Source organism: Sodalinema gerasimenkoae IPPAS B-353 (assembly GCF_009846485.1).
Lineage (GTDB): Bacteria > Cyanobacteriota > Cyanobacteriia > Cyanobacteriales > Geitlerinemataceae > Sodalinema > Sodalinema gerasimenkoae.
In genome coordinates, this window is the sequence record NZ_ML776472.1 from 1,142,727 (window position 1) to 1,162,312 (window position 19,586).

Annotated in this window: 18 protein-coding genes and 1 tRNA gene; 10 read left to right on the plus strand and 9 right to left on the minus strand. The window is 52.6% G+C overall.

Annotation, left to right across the window (positions count from 1 at the left end; genetic code table 11):
* Nucleotides 1–239: 239 nt before the first annotated feature.
* The 3 genes from tyrS to L855_RS05035 all read left to right on the plus strand — a co-directional run bounded on the left by tyrS (nucleotide 240) and on the right by L855_RS05035 (nucleotide 4,635).
* Nucleotides 240–1,454 carry a tyrosine--tRNA ligase gene (gene tyrS, locus L855_RS05025; protein ID WP_159784959.1) on the plus strand — a complete coding sequence of 405 codons (1,215 nt, stop codon included), beginning with the start codon at nucleotides 240–242 and terminating at the stop codon, nucleotides 1,452–1,454.
* A gap of 16 nt (nucleotides 1,455–1,470) precedes the next feature.
* Complete coding sequence (locus L855_RS05030; protein WP_159784962.1) at nucleotides 1,471–2,388, plus strand: thermonuclease family protein; 918 nt, start codon at nucleotides 1,471–1,473, stop codon at nucleotides 2,386–2,388.
* A gap of 468 nt (nucleotides 2,389–2,856) precedes the next feature.
* Nucleotides 2,857–4,635: a DMT family transporter gene (locus L855_RS05035; RefSeq protein WP_159784965.1), complete on the plus strand. Its 1,779-nt coding sequence runs from the start codon at nucleotides 2,857–2,859 to the stop codon at nucleotides 4,633–4,635.
* A 72-nt stretch (nucleotides 4,636–4,707) separates the two neighbouring features.
* On the opposite strand, the gene L855_RS05040 is transcribed toward L855_RS05035, so the two are convergent.
* Nucleotides 4,708–4,794, minus strand: a tRNA-Ser gene (locus L855_RS05040).
* Between the two features lie 254 nt (nucleotides 4,795–5,048).
* Here L855_RS05040 and L855_RS05045 point away from each other — a divergent pair.
* Together L855_RS05045 and gatA are read left to right on the plus strand one after the other, a co-directional pair.
* Nucleotides 5,049–5,417, plus strand: coding sequence for a 2Fe-2S iron-sulfur cluster-binding protein (locus L855_RS05045; RefSeq protein WP_159784968.1), 369 nt, complete (start codon nucleotides 5,049–5,051; stop codon nucleotides 5,415–5,417).
* 90 nt (nucleotides 5,418–5,507) lie between these two features.
* Entirely contained in the window at nucleotides 5,508–6,971 is a 1,464-nt protein-coding gene (gene gatA, locus L855_RS05050) for an Asp-tRNA(Asn)/Glu-tRNA(Gln) amidotransferase subunit GatA (RefSeq protein WP_159784971.1), read from the plus strand.
* Between the two features lie 4 nt (nucleotides 6,972–6,975).
* Here the strand turns inward: gatA and L855_RS05055 are convergent, their stop codons facing one another.
* Entirely contained in the window at nucleotides 6,976–7,560 is a 585-nt protein-coding gene (locus L855_RS05055) for a hypothetical protein (protein WP_159784974.1), read from the minus strand.
* Between the two features lie 289 nt (nucleotides 7,561–7,849).
* Between L855_RS05055 and L855_RS05060 the strand changes: the two genes are divergently transcribed.
* From L855_RS05060 to L855_RS05070, 3 genes are all read left to right on the plus strand, one after another.
* A complete protein-coding gene (locus L855_RS05060) occupies nucleotides 7,850–8,443 on the plus strand; it encodes a hypothetical protein (RefSeq protein ID WP_159784977.1) in 594 nt (197 codons plus the stop codon).
* A 19-nt stretch (nucleotides 8,444–8,462) separates the two neighbouring features.
* Nucleotides 8,463–9,425 carry a putative 2-dehydropantoate 2-reductase gene (locus L855_RS05065; RefSeq protein WP_159784980.1) on the plus strand — a complete coding sequence of 321 codons (963 nt, stop codon included), beginning with the start codon at nucleotides 8,463–8,465 and terminating at the stop codon, nucleotides 9,423–9,425.
* A gap of 195 nt (nucleotides 9,426–9,620) precedes the next feature.
* The gene (locus L855_RS05070; RefSeq protein ID WP_192924998.1) at nucleotides 9,621–10,967 is read left to right on the plus strand and encodes an IS200/IS605 family accessory protein TnpB-related protein; all 1,347 of its coding nucleotides are present in this window, start codon (nucleotides 9,621–9,623) and stop codon (nucleotides 10,965–10,967) included.
* Between the two features lie 48 nt (nucleotides 10,968–11,015).
* Here the strand turns inward: L855_RS05070 and L855_RS05075 are convergent, their stop codons facing one another.
* The 3 genes from L855_RS05075 to L855_RS05085 form a co-directional block, all read right to left on the minus strand.
* A complete protein-coding gene (locus tag L855_RS05075) occupies nucleotides 11,016–11,573 on the minus strand; it encodes an FKBP-type peptidyl-prolyl cis-trans isomerase (protein WP_159784983.1) in 558 nt (185 codons plus the stop codon).
* A gap of 77 nt (nucleotides 11,574–11,650) precedes the next feature.
* Nucleotides 11,651–11,974 carry a phasin family protein gene (locus tag L855_RS05080; protein ID WP_159784986.1) on the minus strand — a complete coding sequence of 108 codons (324 nt, stop codon included), beginning with the start codon at nucleotides 11,972–11,974 and terminating at the stop codon, nucleotides 11,651–11,653.
* Between the two features lie 74 nt (nucleotides 11,975–12,048).
* Nucleotides 12,049–12,660: a DUF3318 domain-containing protein gene (locus tag L855_RS05085; RefSeq protein WP_159784989.1), complete on the minus strand. Its 612-nt coding sequence runs from the start codon at nucleotides 12,658–12,660 to the stop codon at nucleotides 12,049–12,051.
* A gap of 110 nt (nucleotides 12,661–12,770) precedes the next feature.
* On the opposite strand from L855_RS05085, the gene L855_RS05090 reads away from it, so the two are divergent.
* Complete coding sequence (locus L855_RS05090) at nucleotides 12,771–13,070, plus strand: hypothetical protein (RefSeq protein WP_159784992.1); 300 nt, start codon at nucleotides 12,771–12,773, stop codon at nucleotides 13,068–13,070.
* 89 nt (nucleotides 13,071–13,159) lie between these two features.
* On the opposite strand, the gene L855_RS05095 is transcribed toward L855_RS05090, so the two are convergent.
* Complete coding sequence (locus L855_RS05095) at nucleotides 13,160–15,631, minus strand: ATP-dependent Clp protease ATP-binding subunit (RefSeq protein ID WP_159784995.1); 2,472 nt, start codon at nucleotides 15,629–15,631, stop codon at nucleotides 13,160–13,162.
* Between the two features lie 555 nt (nucleotides 15,632–16,186).
* Between L855_RS05095 and L855_RS05100 the strand changes: the two genes are divergently transcribed.
* Nucleotides 16,187–17,461 (plus strand): tetratricopeptide repeat protein, encoded by a 1,275-nt coding sequence (locus L855_RS05100; RefSeq protein WP_159784998.1) that lies wholly within the window; start codon nucleotides 16,187–16,189, stop codon nucleotides 17,459–17,461.
* A 15-nt stretch (nucleotides 17,462–17,476) separates the two neighbouring features.
* On the opposite strand, the gene L855_RS05105 is transcribed toward L855_RS05100, so the two are convergent.
* The 3 genes from L855_RS05105 to L855_RS05115 form a co-directional block, all read right to left on the minus strand.
* The gene (locus tag L855_RS05105; RefSeq protein WP_159785001.1) at nucleotides 17,477–18,682 is read right to left on the minus strand and encodes a glutathione S-transferase family protein; all 1,206 of its coding nucleotides are present in this window, start codon (nucleotides 18,680–18,682) and stop codon (nucleotides 17,477–17,479) included.
* Nucleotides 18,683–18,689: 7 nt separating this feature from the next.
* Nucleotides 18,690–19,112 carry a hypothetical protein gene (locus tag L855_RS05110; protein WP_159785004.1) on the minus strand — a complete coding sequence of 141 codons (423 nt, stop codon included), beginning with the start codon at nucleotides 19,110–19,112 and terminating at the stop codon, nucleotides 18,690–18,692.
* 173 nt (nucleotides 19,113–19,285) lie between these two features.
* Nucleotides 19,286–19,525, minus strand: a complete 240-nt coding sequence (locus L855_RS05115) for a type II toxin-antitoxin system HicB family antitoxin (RefSeq protein ID WP_159785007.1) — start codon at nucleotides 19,523–19,525, stop codon at nucleotides 19,286–19,288.
* Between the last annotated feature and the right edge of the window lie 61 nt (nucleotides 19,526–19,586).

A 19,586-nucleotide genomic window follows, 5' to 3' on the forward strand; every position in this document is an offset into this window, starting at 1 on the left:
GTTAAATGGAAACCCGAGGGAGATGGGCGACCCCTAAGGGTTCGCTCCTACCAATTAGGGGGGTGACTGGACATACTTTACACTATGGGAACCGGGTTAAAACCTGGGGTCTGCGAACCCGAGGGATTCCACCTGGGACAGGGTCTGTCTAGGCGGTTCACTTCAAGTTTGCCCATCTGGTCTGCTATTATAGCCACCTCATCACTAACTAGCGCGCGATTTTTCCTAGCCCATTGACTATGACCCCTGATTTATCTTGGCTCCACCGAGGCACAGAGGAGATTTTCCCCCATCGTCCTGACTCTAGCGATGATCGGGAAAACTTAGAAGTTTTGCTGGCTGGTTGCGATCGCCCCCTACGAGTCAAGCTTGGGATTGACCCCACTGGCTCGGACTTACATTTAGGCCATAGTATCCCCTTCAGGAAAATGCGGGCGTTTCAGGATGCTGGCCATACGGCGGTTCTAATTATTGGCGATTTTACAGCACGCATTGGCGACCCCACGGGCAAATCGGAGGTTCGCCGTCAATTGACCGCTGAACAGGTGAAGGAAAACGCCGAAACCTATTTGCAACAACTGCGGCCAATTTTAGATTTTGAGACCCCCGGACGCTTGGAAATTCGCTACAACTCAGAATGGCTCTCGGATTTGGATTTATCGCAGATTCTGGAACTTTTGGGAACCATGACTGTGGGGCAGATGCTGGCCAAGGAAGGGTTTTCACTGCGCTATCAGTCAGGGAATCCCATTTATTTACATGAGTTTCTCTACCCGTTAATGCAGGGCTATGATTCGGTGGCCATTGATGCGGATATCGAACTGGGGGGAACGGATCAGAAGTTTAATTTGGCGGTGGGTCGTGATTTACAACGACATTTTGGCAAAACGCCGCAATTTGGCTTACTCTTGCCAATTTTGATTGGAACTGATGGGGTGCAGAAAATGTCTAAGTCCCTGAACAACTACGTGGGACTGAAAGAGGATGCCCTCTCGATGTATTCTAAATTGGAGAAAACGGCAGATTCTCAGATTGAGCAGTATTTTGAGCTGTTGACAAAGCTGCCTTTAGACCAACTTCCTGAGAATCCTCGGGAACGCCAAAAACGTTTGGCCCTGGATATTGTGGCCCAATATCATGGTGAGACGGCGGCGAAGGAGGCCCAACAGGCGGCTGTATCTTTAGTGGGTGGGGATATGTCAGCAGGTGCTGACGCAGTGCCGGAGTTTTCCTTGTCAGGGGTGGAGTTTCCGGCCAAACTGTTTTACATCTTGGGGGCGAGTGGCCTTTGTAAAAGTAGTGGTGAGGGCCGCCGGCAAATTCAGGGGGGTGCGGTGCGCTTGGAGGGCGATCGCATCACCGATGTGAATCTAAGTTTTGACTCGCCCCAAGACTTGGCCGGTAAGGTGTTACAGGTGGGCAAGAAAAAGTTTGTGCGCTTGAGCGATTCGTGAGGGGATTAAGATCCAGGTGGGAACTAGGCTGCAAGATATCCAAGTGACGGAAGTCGTCGATGGCGACACCCTAAAGGTCAAAATCGACGAACAGGAGCAGTTTGTTCGTTTGATTTGTGTGGATACCGAAGAAAGCAGTCTACATCCCTCACCCGAAACCGCCAAACCGGTGACGGAGGCTGGGATTGCCGCCGATCATATGGCCCATGAGTATTTCTCGACGGCCAATGGGGATCTGTGTCAGGTGGATTTAGAGTTTGATACGGACGACTCGCCCCAGGACTGTTTACGCTGGCATCGTGGCAATTGCAGCCGTCTGGTGTGCTATGTCCATCGGGGGGATAGCCATTACAATCTCTTTACGGTACGACAGGGCTGGAGTCCCTATTTTACGAAGTATGGGCGATCGCGCCTCTATGATGCCCTGTTTACTCAGGCCGAGTTCGAGGCCCAGGCTCATCAACGGAAAATTTGGAACCCCCAGGTGAATGCCCAGGGAGCATCTCGCAATTATTGCAGTCTGTCGGCTTGGTGGGCCTATCGCGCCTCAATTATTGAGGATTTCCGCCGCTGGGGAGCGGCCTCTGGGGCCATTTCGGTGCAATTGGATTACCCTCAGGTGTTGCAGTCCATCGAAGAGGGCCGCAGCGTCACCCTATTTTGCGATCTCCAAGGTGGCATCCGCAAGCAGGTGGAGGGAGGCGCGATTATTTTTACGGGATCTCGTCTGTGTCCCCTGAAGTTTTGGATTCCTACTGCCTCAAATCCCGATGGGGAGGCTCTGGTACGCTTGGTGGTGAATCGCTATGCCGGACGAGGACGGGGTTATGCCTATGTGCAGGGTCGTATTACCTTGCATCGGGGCCTGCCTCAGATGATTATTCGCCATCTTGAGCAATTATCAGACTTTCCACCTGATTTTGAAGGATATTAAAGGTTTTGTCCGAATCAACCCCCTTGATAGGGACATGTTATGTTTCCCATAACATAATTCGATGTCTTGAGACTATTTTTTTACAAAAATTTAGATTACAATGGAGCAGCGGACTTAAGTCTGCATTTAATAAAATCCTGTTTTAGTAAATCTCCTTAAATTAAACCGAAACTCAACCGCTCGGGCGTGGCTTATCTCAAGGCCACGCCTTTTTTGTGGCCCTATCTGGTTGGGACTGGGGCTGGGATTGAGGCTGAGATTAGGGCTGGGGGGTCATTCCCCTGATTCGGGGTCTTTCCCGTTAAGACTCCATGAAGAAGTCCCCTTCCCCTTTCAATCTAGGCAAAAGACCGTTTAAGATGTTGGGCAAGCCGATACGAGCGAGCCGAGGGCAATCGAGCCATCCCAACGTTCTGAGGCGATCGCCCGCTAACGATGATGATAGGAGAGAGCAAGGACTCAGGAGTTATGGAGCAAAGGGAAACGCGATTGACCAACCCCGACGGTATCGGCGATCGCTCAGTCGAAACCGTGTTAACTGAGCTGACTCAGGATCTCAAACATCTCCAACAGGATCTCATCGTCCAACTGACGCGAGATGTCAGCCGCCTACAAGCCGAGAAAACCCGACTGCTGGATGATATCAACGAATTACAAACTCGCTATCAAAAACTCTCTCCCGGTCAGCAACCCCCGGCTCTGAGTGAATCTGAAGAAGATCGTCAGGTTTGGGTCCAACAACTGGCACAACTTGTGGCTGCCAGTCTCGAAGAACGACTTTCGGCACGAGTCGAAGAACTCGCCGCTCGTCAACTCCCTCCCAGTCGTCCCGTAGCCGTCTTAGATGAGGGCGATCGCCTGCGAGATTCTGTTGATACCCGTTTCCACCAAACCTATCAGAGTCTCAGTCGGGAACTGACCAACTACCGCAGCGATCTCTCCCAATCCCTACATCAACTCGACAATCTGCAACAACAAGGGGAAGCCCTGCTCGATACCCTCGTCAGCCGTCTCAGCCACGAATTACGAGATGAAGCCCAGGGAATGCCCCCCACCTCTGCTCCAGCCGCCTATCGCAATGGAGCTAGCGAGTCCGTCTCCCCGGCACCCACTCAACCCAGGCCCACCTCCGAGGACAATAGCCACGTTCCCACCCCTCCGGTTCCCACCCCGGAAGCTCTAGAGTCTGAAATTAAGGCCAATGAGCAAGCAAATCTCAACGAGGTTCCACCACCACCTCCCCCGAAACCTGCCTCCCAAGTGCAAACGGGTTTAATCCTAGCCCTCCTCTACTCGGCCGTGCTGTCTCTGTTTAACGTCAGTATCCGAGTCATCCTCAACGAAAGTAATATCCTAGGACTCGTCTCCTGGGGAGGGATTATTTCCCCCAGCCTCGGCAACTCCATGCTGATTTTGTTTATGCGCATGGTGGTGGTTGTCGTCTTAATGCCATTGCTGGCGGCACAGCTCTATCCTCGATGGTGGGAAGAATTGCAAAACTTCCAAAAACCCGAGAATCGCCGCCTGCAATATCAAGTCATTGGCAGTGGTGCCGCCTTGTTTGTCTCCCAAGTCTTGATTTATATCGCCTTGGGTAACATCCCCGCTGGGGTAGCCATTACCCTGTTCTTCATCTTCCCCATTGTCACAGTGTTGGGGGCTTGGTTTCTCTTTGGCGCTCGTCCAACCGCTGCCCGTGCGGTGATTATGACGGTCATTCTCATTGGTGGCATCTCTGCTGTTCCCGGTATTGGCGATGTATTATCCGGTGGTTTAGCTGGTGATGGCTTGCTGGTGGGGAGTCTCACCGCATTAGGGTCTGGTATTACCTTTGCCGGGTATGTCCTCCTGACTCAGATTGCCTCCAAACAACTGCACCCGATTTCCTTTAGCTTTGCTAATTTTGTCTGTGTCTTTGTCTTCTCCTTCGTGGGTTTAGTGATCGTGGAGCGGTTTGACGAGACGATGACCTTACCCACCCAGCATATTGCGGGACTGTTTTGGAGTGGGCTATGGCTGGGATTATTGACCCTGATTAGCTATGTTCTCAATAACTTTGCCATTCGCTATGCCGGCGCATCTCTAGCCTCGATTATTGGGGCCACTGGCCCAGTGATGACGGCTCTGTTTGGCTTCTTCTTTATTGGAGAACAACTGGCAGGGAACCAAATTTTTGGCATGTTGGTGGTCACCGCTGGGGTAGTCGCTTTAAGTTTAGAGCGTATGTTCCTGGCGCGGAACGCGTAACAGGCTACAACATCGGACATCAAAAAAGACGCACCTCGGTAACTAAATACCAGGTGCGTCTTTCCTTTAGAACGGAGAGGGAGGGATTCGAACCCTCGTTAGAGTTGCCCCTAAACAGCATTTCCAGTGCTGCGCCTTAAACCGCTCGGCCACCTCTCCTCGGAGACTGTATTGAGTTTTTCAGTCAAAGCTTTACCATCTTAACAGAGATTTTGGCGATGGGGAAGGCCTTTGAGAATTTTTTGCTGAAAATCTCCCTGATTGGCCCTCAATCTCCGATAGGGCGGTGACTTGAACCGTCATGGGTTATCATCAGCACCTAGCGATGCAGTTGTGATGTCCCATGACTTTGCCGTAAGCTCAGCATAGGACTATCTCAATTTGCCATCTGTTGTTTAACCGGGCTGAACCTTATGACTCGTACCCATCAAATTCGGATTCACCATCGCCAGAGCGGTCAGGACTACACGGTTAGGGTTCCTGAAGATCGCTACATTCTGCAATCAGCGGAAAATCAGGGGGTAGATTTACCCTTCTCCTGTCGCAATGGAGCTTGTACAACCTGTGCCGTGCGGGTCATCTCCGGGGAATTGTACCAACCTGAAGCCATGGGACTCTCTCCGGCACTCCAGAAAAAAGGCTATGCTCTCCTCTGTGTCAGCTATCCCCGTTCGGATATTGAGGTGGAAACTCAGGATGAGGATGAAGTCTATGAACTTCAGTTTGGTCGTTACTTTGGCAAAGGGAAGGTTCGCATGGGCTTACCCCTTGATGAAGATTAGCTCGTGGAGTGGCTAGGGGATGTCCCCTGAGTTAAAGTACACTGGTATCACTTTTGTTTTTTAAGTCCACGCTAAGATAGAGGTTCGTGCATGGCATCCATTCGTGAGTTGCACCGAGAATTGATTAATAAGGAGCGATCTGCGGTTGAAATGACCCAGGAAACCCTCGATCGCATTGAAGCATTGGAACCGCAACTTCACAGCTTCCTCCACGTGACGGCTGAAGCGGCGATCGCCCAGGCGCGACGAGTGGATGCCAAAATTGCGGCGGGGGAGTCCATTGGACTGCTTGAGGGGATTCCTATTGCGATTAAGGATAATCTCTGTATGCGTGGGGTTCCCACCACCTGCGGATCTCGAATTTTAGAAAACTACATTCCCCCCTACAATGCCACGGTGATTGAGAAGCTAGAGGCGGCGGGGGCCGTCTTGGTGGGTAAGACGAATTTGGATGAGTTCGCCATGGGCAGTTCTACGGAGAACTCCGCCTATCAGGTGACGGCTAATCCTTGGGATACCCATCGGGTTCCCGGTGGTTCCTCTGGGGGATCAGCGGCGGCTGTGGCGGCAGAGGAAGCGGTGGTGGCTCTCGGTTCGGATACGGGTGGCTCGATTCGCCAGCCTGCGTCCTTTTGCGGGGTGGTGGGGATGAAACCCACCTATGGTTTAGTCTCTCGCTATGGCCTTGTGGCCTATGCCTCGTCGTTGGATCAGATTGGTCCGTTTGGCCGTACCGTGGAGGATGCGGCGACCCTCTTGGAGGCGATCGCCGGCTATGATCCCCGCGATTCGACGAGTCTCAAGGTGGACATTCCCCATTACTCACGGGCCGTGAAACCCAACCTCAAACCCAAAGGACGGTTACGGGTGGGGATTATCCAGGAAACCTTTGGTAAGGGCCTCGATCCGGACGTGGAAACCGCCGTTAAAGCCGCGATCGAAGTCTTGCAAGAGTTGGGAACAGAAATTTCCGTAATTTCTTGTCCCACCTTTAGTTATGGCTTGCCCACCTATTACATCATTGCCCCCTCGGAGGCCTCAGCCAACTTGGCACGGTATGACGGGGTGAAGTATGGCTTACGGGTGGAGGAGGCGGATAATCTCCTGGAGATGTATGAAAAAACTCGCGCTCAGGGGTTTGGCCCGGAAGTTAAACGCCGTATCGTCATTGGGACCTATGCCCTCTCGGCGGGCTACTATGATGCCTATTATCTCAAGGCTCAGAAGGTGCGGACGTTGATTTGTCAGGATTTCCAAAAGGCGTTTGCTCAAGCGGATGTGTTGATTACCCCCACCTCGCCAACGACGGCCTTTAAGGCGGGGGAGAAAACCGATGATCCTCTGAGTATGTATCTGTCGGACTTGATGACGATTCCGGTGAACTTGGCAGGATTACCGGCATTGAGTCTCCCCTGCGGCTTTGACAGTCAGGGTTTGCCCATTGGAATGCAGATGATTGGCAATGTGCTTCAGGAGGAACGACTCCTAGAGATTGCCAATGCCTATGAACAGGCGACGCTGTGGCATACTCGTACGCCGAAACTGTCAGCCTAGCTTGTTACTTGCTGGTTGTGGTTGCGCCATTGGTGACGCTGTCGGGAGATTGGATGGCGACGTCTCCCGGCATTTCGGCGCGGATGATTTCTAGGATGAGTTGAGCATCGCCGCTCATGGCGTCGCGAAAGCGGCTAAGTTCGGCGTGGCTACTGGCGACTTTTTGTAGGAGTTTGCCGGTTTTGCGATCGCTTGCCAGTTCAAGTTCTTCTGGGGTGAGCGATCGCTCGTTGTCGAGAACCGCTTGCACCAGGCTAACCAGGGGACGGGCTTCCTGACAAGTTTGTTGATGGGTGACTTGCAGATTCAGCAGTTGACAGAGTTCCTGGGCCCCCCGTTCGACGGGGAGGAGGTTCTGGGTGTCGGTGGGTTCTGAGACGGCCATAATCGAGTCTTGATGTATTCCGTTAGCAAAGCGATCAGCGGGAAGTAAATCCTCTTCCCATAATCTTCGCACGAGTTCGATCGCCCCTTCACGGGTTTTGGGGCTATCCCGCCGCCCGCAGAGGCGCACTAAAGTCCCCACCCGCTGCTCCGGAGGCTGTTCTAGGTCGTCAATGATGAGATAGTTTAGGGTTGGGGAAGACACGCGGGACCAGAAGTCGAGTCAGACAGCATTAGGACTGTCTGCGTTGCTCACTTTTTCTAGCAAAAAAAACTGCTTTTGTCAAGATTTCCTTAGATAAAAACGTTAGTCTGGGGATAAAATCTCCGTAAATTTACGATAGGTTTGTGACAGTTGTTTAGTAGATAAATCCTGTCACATCCAACCCATAAATTGGAGTGAAAGGGATTAGGATTGGAGGGATCACCGTTACTCGTTTCGGGAAACGGGATGGGTTCGAGATGTCTCTTAATTAAGCCAAACTCCAGGGGTTATGCGAGCAAACTATCGATATCATTGGGGTGTGATAAGTTGGGCGATCGCCATGGGGCTACTGATGACCCCGGCTGTGATGGCCCAAGAGTTAAGCTGGTCCAGGGGAGTGAGACAGGCAGAATCGGAGGGGGAGCGGATTCCCCAGGTTGTGCCTCAACAACTGCGTTGTCAGGATCAACCCAGTGGCTTTGGGTTGCCAGGGTTTCAACCGGGAACCCCGAAACCTCAGGTTGAGCGACTGATTGGGGCCCCGGCGGCTGTACAACGGGGCTATTGGGGCAACAGTACGGCCCTGGTGTATTATCTGATTCCCAATCAGGTGAGTTTGGGATTTTTGTTTGATGATAAGTCCAATGTCTTGCAACAGACTGAGGCCTCATTTCACCATGGGTTAGAGTTGCCCCTGGTGCTGTCTACGTTGGATAGTATGTTGGGGTGCCAACTCGATGAGGCGATTGAGGTGGGGTTTTACCAAGTCTGGGAACGGGAAACGTCCCAGTATAGGTTCCAACTCTCGGCCATGGAGGGAGTCATCTTTTGGGAAAGTGACACCCACGTTTATATTGGAGTGTGGCAACAAGGCTTTCAATAGACTGCAATCGAACTGAGTTATGGCATCGTTTCCCCAATTTGCTTCAACTCCCCGCCGCTACGCCATTGTCGGAACTGGCGCTATTGGCGGTTATTATGGCGCGAAACTACAGCGGGCTGGGGTGGAGGTGCATTTCCTCACCCGCAGCGATTATGAGGTGATTCGTCAGAAGGGGTTAACGGTGGAGTCTCCCGAGGGAAATTTTCAACTGGGGGAGGTTCAGGCCTATCGGGATGTGGCGGATATGCCGGCCTGTGATGTGGTGATTGTGGCCCTCAAAACCACTCAAAATCAGGTGTTGGGAGAGTTGTTACCGCCTTTGTTGAAGCCCGATGGGGTGGTGTTGGTGTTGCAGAATGGTTTAGGGGTTGAAGATGAGGTGGCCGAGTCGGTGGGGGGCGATCGCGTGCTGGGGGGCTTGTGTTTTATCTGTTCTAATAAGGTGGGGCCCGGCCAAATTCGTCATCTGGATTATGGGGCGATCGCCCTTGGAGAGTATCATCCGGAGTATACGCCCCAAGGGGTGACCGAGCGGATGCGGGCGATCGCCCATGATTTTGAGCGGGCCGGGGTTCCGATGCAATTCCATGAGGATTTGTTGCTGGCCCGTTGGAAAAAACTGGTTTGGAATATCCCTTTTAACGGGTTATCGGTGGTGTTAGATGCTAAAACCGATCGCCTGATTACTGATGCGAACAGTCGTGAAGCAGTGGAATCCTTAATGACTGAAGTGGTGGCGGGGGCGAAGGCTTGTGGACGGGAGATTCCGAGCGCCTTTGTTGAGGAGATGTTAAAGACAACGGAACAGATGCCCCCCTATTTAACTAGCATGAAATTGGATTTTGAGGCCAAACGACCGCTAGAGATTGAGGCGATTCTTGGAACTCCCCTGCGCCGTGGAACTGCTGCTGGGGCAAATTTGCCGCAAATGGCCTTGTTGTACCAGCAGTTGACGGTGTTAGACCGCTATAATCGGGCTTAATTCCTTGCAATCGTCTCTAACGGTTAGTCAATCTCCACCTTTGGGGGCATTTACGACGATCTTTAGCACAGTGGTCAATCCATTAACGCAATAATTTTTTTTGAACAAAATAGCGACGCATTCCCCCACCTCGCCGAACGGCAGGTGGGGGTCAAGGAGCTGCCGAGCTGACAAGCCTTGGGGTATCATACTGTTATGGTACAAACCACATCAATCATCCGTACAGACCGATGGACTCTTAACCCGACAGCCAGCCAGCCAGTGCTGCTGAGCCAAACGGTTGAGATCTATCGTCGCGTCTGTCGGCATTTGATGGGGATTCTCTTAACCCATTGGCCGTCTCTAGGAGCATTATCGAGTCAAAAACGGGTTCTAGCCGTCGAAAAACTCATTCACCAAACCGCGAAGAACCCCAACCCCAAATACCGGCAATTTGACCAAACCTTTTACAAGTTCCCTAGCTACTACCGACGGGCCGCCATTGTCTTTGCTGCTGGCCAAGTCAGTAGCTACATGACCCGGTATCAGGAATGGCAATCGGGAACTCGTCAACGTCGGGATGCTAAACCTCCCGTCCTCAATCCCAACAGTGGCTGTTATCCGACCCTGTACAAAGGTCAATGCTATAAGCTGCATGGCTACAGCCACATCGAAATTAAGGTCTTTAACGGAACCGATTGGGTCTGGACGACAGTTGGGATAAGCAGCCTACGAGAACGGCATACCGTAGATAGCAACAAGCTACGGTCACCCGCCCTCATTGTTAATGAGCAGAAACGGGCCTGTCATCTCTCAGTTCCCTTTGAGTGTCATCCACTTCAACGGGAGGGAGAGGGTCGAGTTGTCAGTGTTGACCTGGGTATCAACACCACCGCTACCGTAGCAGTCGTGAATTTTGACGGCACTGTAACCTATCGGGAGTTTATTCACCCGGGGAGAGACATAGACCGTCGGGATAAACGGCTGAAATCGGTATCTCAACGAGCGAGTCAGACGATGGGACATGGTGGAAGTCTTCAGAAAGGGTTCTGCTCTCATACCTACCGCAAATGCCGTAATATCAACCGCCAAATTGGGCAAATTGTCTCAAAGCATATTGTGCAGATTGCCCAACAGTTCAATGTCGATGCCATTGTCTTTGAGAACCTGAAAGGATGGAAGGCTAAGGGAGGACGCAAACGCTCCAACCTGCGCCAACGCTTTCATGGATGGCTCAAGGGGATGATTCGAGACTTGACCGAGATGAAGTGGCAAGAGATAGGCGGTAAAGTCATTGATGTCGTGGCTGCTTATACTTCAAAGCTGGCTTATGACGGCAGTGGAGTCGTACGACGGGACTCCAAAAACTATGCTCTGGCTAAATTTTCCTCGGGCAAGCGATACAATGCAGACCTTAATGGGGCACTTAATATTGCTGCCCGAGGTATTCTTCAGCTCACTCGCCGAAAGGACAGTGAGGAACGTTCGAGCCAATGTTCTCGGCGTTCGCCTAGAAGCTGGGCTTGTTTGTGTGACCTGTGGACTAGCACAGTTCGAGGTTAGCACCGACACCCCCACCTCGCCCAAGGCAGGTGGGGTGAGCTTCATGAATTAACTGATGCGTAGCAATTCCACATCAAAAATGAGGGTTGCATTGGGAGGAATGACTCCACCCGCACCCCGTTCGCCATAGCCGAGTTCCGGGGGAATTGTCAGTTTCCACCGATCGCCCACGTGCATCATTCCTACGCCTTCATCCCAGCCTTGAATCACCTGGCCGACACCAATGCGGAAGCTAAAGGGACGATTGCGCTCACGGGAACTGTCAAACACCGTTCCATCTTCAAGCATTCCGGTGTAATGAACCATCACCGTTTGGCCTGTTTGGGGTTGTGCGCCGTCACCGGTTTCGAGTTTTTCGTACTTCAAGCCGGATTCGGTGGTGTACATCCCATCGTCGTCGGCGACGGCCTCTGCATTAGAACCCGAAGCCTGGGCGAAGAGATTGGGATTGTCGTCGCGGATGGTTTCAGCAGCGGGAGTGGCCGAGGGTTCCTCTCCGGGGAGTTCGTCGGCGATCGCCGTTTGGTTTTGGCTGTTAATGAGGGTGAACAGAATCGCCACAGCACAGACGATCACAAGACTTAAGCTAATTAAAATCGGTCGCAAGGTGAGTCCTCCTTTTTCTCTAAATTACGATGTCCAATGCATTGAATCCAGGGGATTGGACAATTCCCTAGGCTAGCTTACCGCCAATGTTTATTTTCGAGATCGCGAACTTGGCGTTCGAGGCGATCGAGTCGTCCTCGTAACTCGTCCATCTCGGCTTGGCGGGGAACCCCTAAATCTTGCATGGCGTTGCGAAGTTGGCGATCGAGTTGTTTTTCCAGGTTGCCCTGTTCTGACTTGAATTGAGTCATAAAGTCGTCGATCATGGATTTGGCATCGTCGGAGTCGATTTTGCCTTCTTTCACCCAGCGATCGCTGACTTCTTTAATTTTCTCGGCAACTAGAGACGTGGTTCCCACGCCGATCATTAACAGTTGGGTCAGTAGATTGTTATTATCCATCGAGATTTTAATGGCAAAGGACGGATGGGCTTGAACCGATTGGGATCGGGTGACGTTCCCCGATCCTAGCGCGTTTACCCCTCTTGGCGGAGGCTTTCGGGAACGGTGACACCAGAAACGCCTGCGATCGCCCGTAAATTTTGATAGCGAACTAACTCGGTAAAGGACAATCCCGCTCGTCCTTCGAGTTCGCTGACGGCTTTCATGGCGCTAACGAGGGCTTTGGCGGCTTCTACTTCATCATAGCCACGACGTTGAGCCACGGCGATCGCCGCTTCGTCGGCCGCCAGTTCAGAGGCGGTGGACTGGTTCTGCCGCCAAATCTGGTTGAGGGCGATCGCCGTCAAACTTCCCGCCGCAACAATTCCCACCGCATCCCCCTGAGCCACCTCAACCGCCGTTGCCACCAGTCCAGCTAACCCGAGTCCTTGATAGACATCTAGCTTAAACCAGCGAATCTCCAACTGCCAACAGACCGTCCGTAACAGGAGCAAATCCCGCTGCGGTTGGCTCAACTCTTGCCAATAGTCGAAATTAATCAAAATCAGGCGATCGCGCTTCCAGGGAACGGGAAACGGCGTGTCAATCACCTTAGACGAACTCGGCTGACTGACAATTTTGGCAAACATACGCCCGGAGGCGGGCATTAAATCGAGGAGGCGATGAGTCTCGATGGCTGGATTCATGGGGAGTTGGGAAAATGGGGAACAGAACAGTTAGCCGATTGAGCGATTGCAGGGTCACGGCTAGCTTGCCACAATAGGGGATGAATTCCCTGTTTAGCTTATTCTCCCCTATGGATGCCTTTGCGCCAATTGCGCCTGACTGGACAAAATCAGCGATTCACGCTGTCGACTTCCGCTGTCCTCAATGTGGGGCTAGTAGCCGTAAGGCTGAGAAAGTCTGGCTCAACCGGCGATCGCCCGTCTACACCTCTGACTATATCCGGAAATGGCAAGAGTTCTATTCCTGCTCCTGTGGCTGTGTCTGGTGGGCTTGGAGTAGCGATCGCCCCTCGGAACCAGAGGCGGCGGAATTTATCAGTGATGTCACGCTCCCAGATTCCCCCAATCCTGAAAACGGCGACGAGCCGTAACTCATCGCCGTTGGGGTGTCATGTCAGATCACGAATCTCAGGAGACGCAAACGCCGCTTACATAGGCTAGGACATGTTAACTGGAGATGTTACTGGGTGGACACCAGTTCCGGGAAACGCAGTTCCACATTGTCCTTGGAGATAATGACCTGTCCGTCATCATCTAGGTCAATGATGGCGCGATCGCCGTCTTGGATTTCACCCGAGAGCATCTTCTCAGCCAAGACATCTTCCAGGAGGCGCATAATTGCCCGACGTAGGGGCCGCGCACCGTAGGCGGGGTCATAGCCTTCATCGGCGAGACGGTTCTTGAAGGCTTCGGTGGCTTGCAGACGGATGTCTTTTTCCACCAGGCGATCGAAGACTCGTTGCAACTCGATATCGGCGATTTGTTTAATTTCCTCGCGGTTGAGTTGGCTGAAGACGATGATGTCATCCAAGCGGTTGAGGAACTCAGGCCGGAAGTACTGTTTGAGTTCTTCGTTCACCAGATTACGGATACGGTTGTACTGAGCATCGGTTTCATCCCCGGTGATTTCAAAGCCGAGGCCGCCGCCGCCTTTTTCAATGACGCGGGAGCCGATATTGGAGGTCATAATCAGCAAGGTGTTCTTGAAGTCCACCACGCGACCTTTAGAATCGGTCAGACGACCATCTTCGAGGATTTGCAGCAGCAGGTTAAAGACATCGGGGTGAGCCTTCTCGATTTCGTCGAAGAGAATCACCGAATAGGGACGACGACGCACGGCTTCCGTAAGTTGTCCCCCTTCGTCATAGCCGACAAATCCTGGAGGGGAGCCAATCAATTTGGACACCGTATGGCGTTCCATGAACTCGGACATATCCAAGCGAATCATGGATTCTTCTGAGCCAAAGAAGTAGGCCGCCAGGGCTTTGGTGAGTTCGGTTTTCCCTACCCCCGTCGGTCCCGAGAAGATGAAGCTGGCGATGGGACGATGGGGATTTTTCAGGCCCACTCGAGCGCGACGCACAGATCGGGATACGGCGCGAACCGCCTCTTCTTGACCAATCAGACGTTGGTGCAGGGTGTCTTCGAGGTGCAGGAGTTTTTCGGACTCGGTTTCTTCGAGTTTTGTCACGGGAACTCCCGTCCAACTTGAGACAATCTCGGCGATGTTCTCTTCGGTGACCATGGGCGCACCCTGGGGGGTTTGTTGGCGCTCAATGGAGAGTTGGTCGATTTTAGCGCGGGTTTCGAGTTCGCGATCGCGCAGTTGACTGGCTTTCTCGAAGTCCTGTTCGCTAACGGCGTTGTCTTTGTCTTTGATCACCTGAGCCAACTCCCGTTTGAGTTCGCGGGAGGCGGGAGAGGCTTTGAAATGCTCAATATGCACCCGAGAGCCAGCTTCATCGATGAGATCGATGGCTTTGTCAGGGAGGAAGCGATCGTTGATATAGCGATCGGAGAGTTGGGCCGCGGCTTCGAGGGCTTCGTCTAAGATGGTGAGCTGGTGATGTTGCTCGTAGCGATCGCGCAAGCCAAAGAGGATCTCGATGGTTTCTTCCACCGTCGGCTCACCGACCATAATTGGCTGGAAACGCCGCTCCAGGGCTGCATCCCGCTCGATATGTTTACGGAACTCATCGAGGGTGGTGGCCCCGATACATTGCAGTTCACCCCGAGCCAGGGCCGGTTTGAGGATGTTCGCTGCATCCAAACCGCCTTCTAATGCACCAGCACCCACTAGGGTATGGATTTCGTCGATGACGAGAACCACATTAGCATTGCTGCGGACTTCTTCGATGATGTTTTTGAGTCGTTCCTCAAACTCACCCCGGAAGCGGGTTCCGGCGACAAGCATCCCCATGTCGATGGCGATGACTTGCTTGTTTTCGAGGAGTTCAGGGACCGCATTGGTGGCGATGCGTTGGGCCAGGCCTTCAGCGATGGCGGTTTTACCGATACCGGGTTCGCCCACGAGAATGGGGTTGTTTTTGGTGCGACGGCCCAGGATTTGCACCAGACGCTCCGTTTCGCGATCGCGTCCCACAACGGGGTCGAGTTTTCCTTCGGCGGCCAACTGGGTTAAGTTGGTGCCAAACTCCTCCAAGGTCGCCATTTTGCTGTTTTTACTCGATGGCTGTCCTCCAGGAGCCACACCGGCGACTTCCCCAAGTTGTTTCATGACTTGGGTGCGGATATCTCCAAGATCCACACCTAAGTTATGCAGAACTGTGGCCGCAACCCCTTCTTCATCCCGAGTAAGTCCGAGCAGGATATGTTCGGGGGCGATATAGTTGTGTCCCAGTTGCCGGGCTTCTTCGACGGCATATTCAAACACCCGTTTGGCTTTTGGGGTGAAGGGGATTTCAGCGGAGGTAAAGCCGGAACCGCGACCAATGAGTTGTTCGACCTCTCGGCGCGCCCCGTCACGGGTGACGCTAAACTTACTCAGGACATTGGCGGCGATACTGCTTCCCTCACCAACGAGACCTAGCAAGATTTGCTCAGTCCCCACCATATTGTGTTTGAGCCGACGGGCTTCTTCTTGAGCCAACATAACGACTCGGATGGCTTTGTCTGTAAAGTGTTCAAACATGAGCTTTTGTCTCAAATCGATGTATAAGGGGCAGGGGGAAGGACAACCGTATCTTTAGGTTAAAGGGTTTGGCAGTGGGATGCCGGTTTCTGGATGTTGGTTCAGGAGCTGAAACCCGATGGCAGCAATTATGAATTTTTGTATACCTCATTAATATAATCTATCTCCTAGAACAGATGGCGACAGTGAGGAGAGCCGAAGCAGGATAGGTAGGATAGCCGTCGTTTTGAGGCGGTTGGGGAACGGGACTCAGAGCGGGCATTGGCGAGGGTTAAGATATCTTTAGCGTATTACAAAGTTGGCTAGGGATGCAAACAACGGGGCCAGTCTCTCGACTGGGATCCTGTCAGAGTCGGGATCCGGTAAAATTCCCGAGGGATGGGCAATAGGCGGTTTGGGGACTGGGAAGCTGGGCTGACTCCATGAGCGTTTCTTGACTTGAGTGAGTCGAGCTATACTTTTGCTATTGATGGCTCTCGGCGATCGCCGGGAAGGGGCAGTATGAGTCAAACAGGAATATCACGGTTTACTCTTGGGGTGCTGTTGATCCTGGGGATGAGCGCACCCGTTAGGGCCGGGATCGTTGCGGTGGATGACTTCACGGTAGCGCAACAGCAGGGGAGTCCGGAGTTTGTGTTTCAGGAGGGATTGCGGCTGCTCAACCAAAACCGTTTTCAGCAGGCGGAACGGGCCTTCCGGGAGGTGGTTCGCTTTGATGAGGTGGATCATGAGGCTTGGAATAATCTCGGCCGAGCCTTGCAGGGCCAGGGCGAATCTGAGGCGGCGATTGAGGCCTATGAGCGGGCCTTGGCATTGCGCCCCCGCTATGCTGAGGCGTTTAATAATTTAGGGGTGGCCTATCGCGCTTTGGGACGATTGGAGGAGGCGATTGAGGCTTATGAGCGGGCGATCGCCCTTCAGCCAGGGTTAGGGGCGGCTCACTATAATATTGGTTTGATTCTCTTTCGTCAGGGGCAGTTACCGGAGGCGTTGAGCCGTTTTCAACAGGCGATCGCCGTTAGTCCCCGTTTTGCCCCAGCTCACTATTCTCTAGCAGAGACCCTACTACGGCTCAATCGCCCCGAGGAGGCGTTGCCCCCCCTGCAACGAACCCTGGCCCTTAATCCTGATTTTGAGGCGGCTTATGGAGCCATTGGGGCGACGCTGATGCGTTTGGGACGGACTCGAGAAGCGTTAGTTTTTCTGGAACAGGCGGTGGAACGAACGGGAGATGATGCCCGTGTGAGTTATTATCGTGCCTTTGCTCTGTTAGAAACGGGGGATGCGGCGGGGGCCCTACCGTTGTTGGAGCAGGCGATCGCCCTCAATCCTGAGTCGGCCGATGCCTTTCGCAGTTTAGGAGATGCCTATTTAGCCTTGGGCCAGGAACGGGAAGCCCTGGAGATGTTTTTACGGGCGATCGAGTTATACAAGGCTCAATCCCACGTCCAATCTCGGGAGTTGGCGCGGGCCTATTTTGGAGTGGGCAATGCCTATGCCACTCGGGATTTTAAGTTTCCTGAGGCGCTTCGGGCGTTTCAGAATGCCCTCAATGCCGACCCTAATTTTGGTTTAGCTCATGCTCGCATGGGGGACTTATTAGCCCAACGAGAACAGTATGAACGTGCGAATATTTCCTATCAAGCGGCGTTAGTCTTAGAGCCAAATTCTCCAGAGATTTATAACGGTCTAGGTGAGTTGTTATTTGCCATGGGTTATGTGGACCGGGCCGTGGCCGCTTGGCGACAGGCGATCGCTCTCGATCCAGGTTACGGAGAAGCCCTCACCAACTTAGGAAATGCTCTCGGGAGTGGCCGTCGTCTTCCTTAAAAACACTTGACGAAATTACCCCCCCGCAAAGTTCGCCGGATCCTGATCTCGGCGATGTCGGACTGGAATGTCTGGACCTTGAGCCGTTCCCACCAAAGCGGCAGTGGCTTCCAAGGATTGACGCAGCCGCTTCGCTGCATAAATCGACATATCGCGGGGGACACTAATGCGATCGCGCAGATACCGTAACCCCACCTCACTCCCCGCTGGCGGTGGACAATCCTCCCCAGTCATCAAATGGGTCAACGCACAACGCAGGGCCGTCTCAAACAGCTCATCTGGGGCGGGATTGACGCGAATCAGGGTCTGGCGATGTTTCAGCACTCGCCGCAGGGCTTCAGAGCGGGAGGTTTCCGGTTCTGGATAGGTGACATCGGGAAGACCAAACCAGGGACCGCGATCGACGCGAATTTGATTCAGTTCCGTTTGCGGGGTGTTGTTGGCCCAGCAGCCCCCCATTTGGGGCGGTAAATCATGGACATGGGTATGGAAATCGCTCTGAGTTCCCCGATAGGTTGAACGGCGTTCTAGGCCATCAAACCAGTCCGAGAGGCGAGGGTTTTCCTCCCGTAACGAATAGCCTTTGTAGTAAAACAGACTGGCGTTCATCCGTTCCACATAGGGCGTAAAGACCACATCAGCGGTGCTAAATTCGGGCAAAAAGTAGGGGCCAGGTGTTGCAGCCAGAGCCGCTTCTACCTCCTGGATAACTTCGACAAACTGTTCACGGGCGTTACGTTCCTGACGCTCCGATAAACTGGGGCGACAGAGCCACATACACCAGGCGCGAAATAGCACTCGTTCTAATTGTCTTAGGGGTAAAACCTGGCGATCGCGCATCGAAAACTCTAGCGGGCCAAATTCCTCTTCTAACGCGAGTAAAATATCATCACTTTCTGTAATCAACTGACCCTTAAGTTCCACCGCTGGCAGCATCCCCGAGGGGACTTTTTGCTTATACCAACGTTCTTTCTGGCCGTAACAGAACATGGTGACTTTTTCGATGCGGTAGGGAATTTGTTTCTCTTCCAACCACAGCCAAACTTTTTGACAATAGGGACACCAGGCATGATTATCCCGATAGAGGGTGACCTGAACCGCCGCTTCATCTTGGCCAAACAGTCGTAGTCGGGCCTGGGGGTTCGTCGGTCCGTTCACCAAATCGGGGGGAGTATCGGTGAGGTTGTCCAGTTCTGACCAACTTAAGGGGGATGTGGGCATCGGGAGTTCAGGCGCTTTTTTGGGCTAATCCTAACTTTAACACCTCTTTTACATCCCCGTCTAAGAGGGCATCGACGGCCAGCCACAAGCCGGGAAAGACCTGGCTACGAAGGATTCCCTGGTCATCGGCGGCTAAAGGTTGGTAGGTTCCCTCATGCCAACGAAACCAATCGAGACGAAGGTCATAGACTTGCCAGACGAGATCGGCTAGGTGTACGCCGGGGACTTCGATAGAATAACTCCATAGCCAGCCGATGATTTGAGCATAGGAGACCGCGTGACTGGCTCGTACTGGGGAACCTATATAGACAATTCTTTCGATGAGTTCAGCTTTTTTGAGCTTCGGCATGGCCTCGTAACGACGCTCGAACTCTTGGCGTGTCAGGCGATCGCCATTTTCAAGGGGTAAAATGGTCGGCTGAGTTTGCATCGCGCCTTCCCGGTTTTTAGCAACTTGTTTTAAACTTAACCCCAAGCATTAAACTTTAAAATAAGTCATTTATCATTTAATAAATCAAAAAACCCCGTTCTGTCGGTGTAACTGATATCCCAAACCCGTAATCACGCGAATAAAATCTTTGGCTTTGACGCTGGGTAAATTGCTCATACCGAAATGCGAGCCGGCTTGATAATAAAGTTCTCTTCAGGTATCGGTTCTTCATCGGCTAACAGGCTATCAAGATACAGTTCCATGGCTTCCGTAATATTAGCTAACGCCTCTTCAAAGCTGTCTCCTTGGCTATGACAGCCTTTTAAGATGGGACAGAAGACATGATACCCACCGTCTTGCTCTTGTTCAAAAATAACGGTGTAATTGTATATAATTTTTTGGGGATTAGACATGGATTTTTTATTTCAATTGATGAGCTAGTGTTTTATCCAGCATGTACTCAGGATTGTCAGC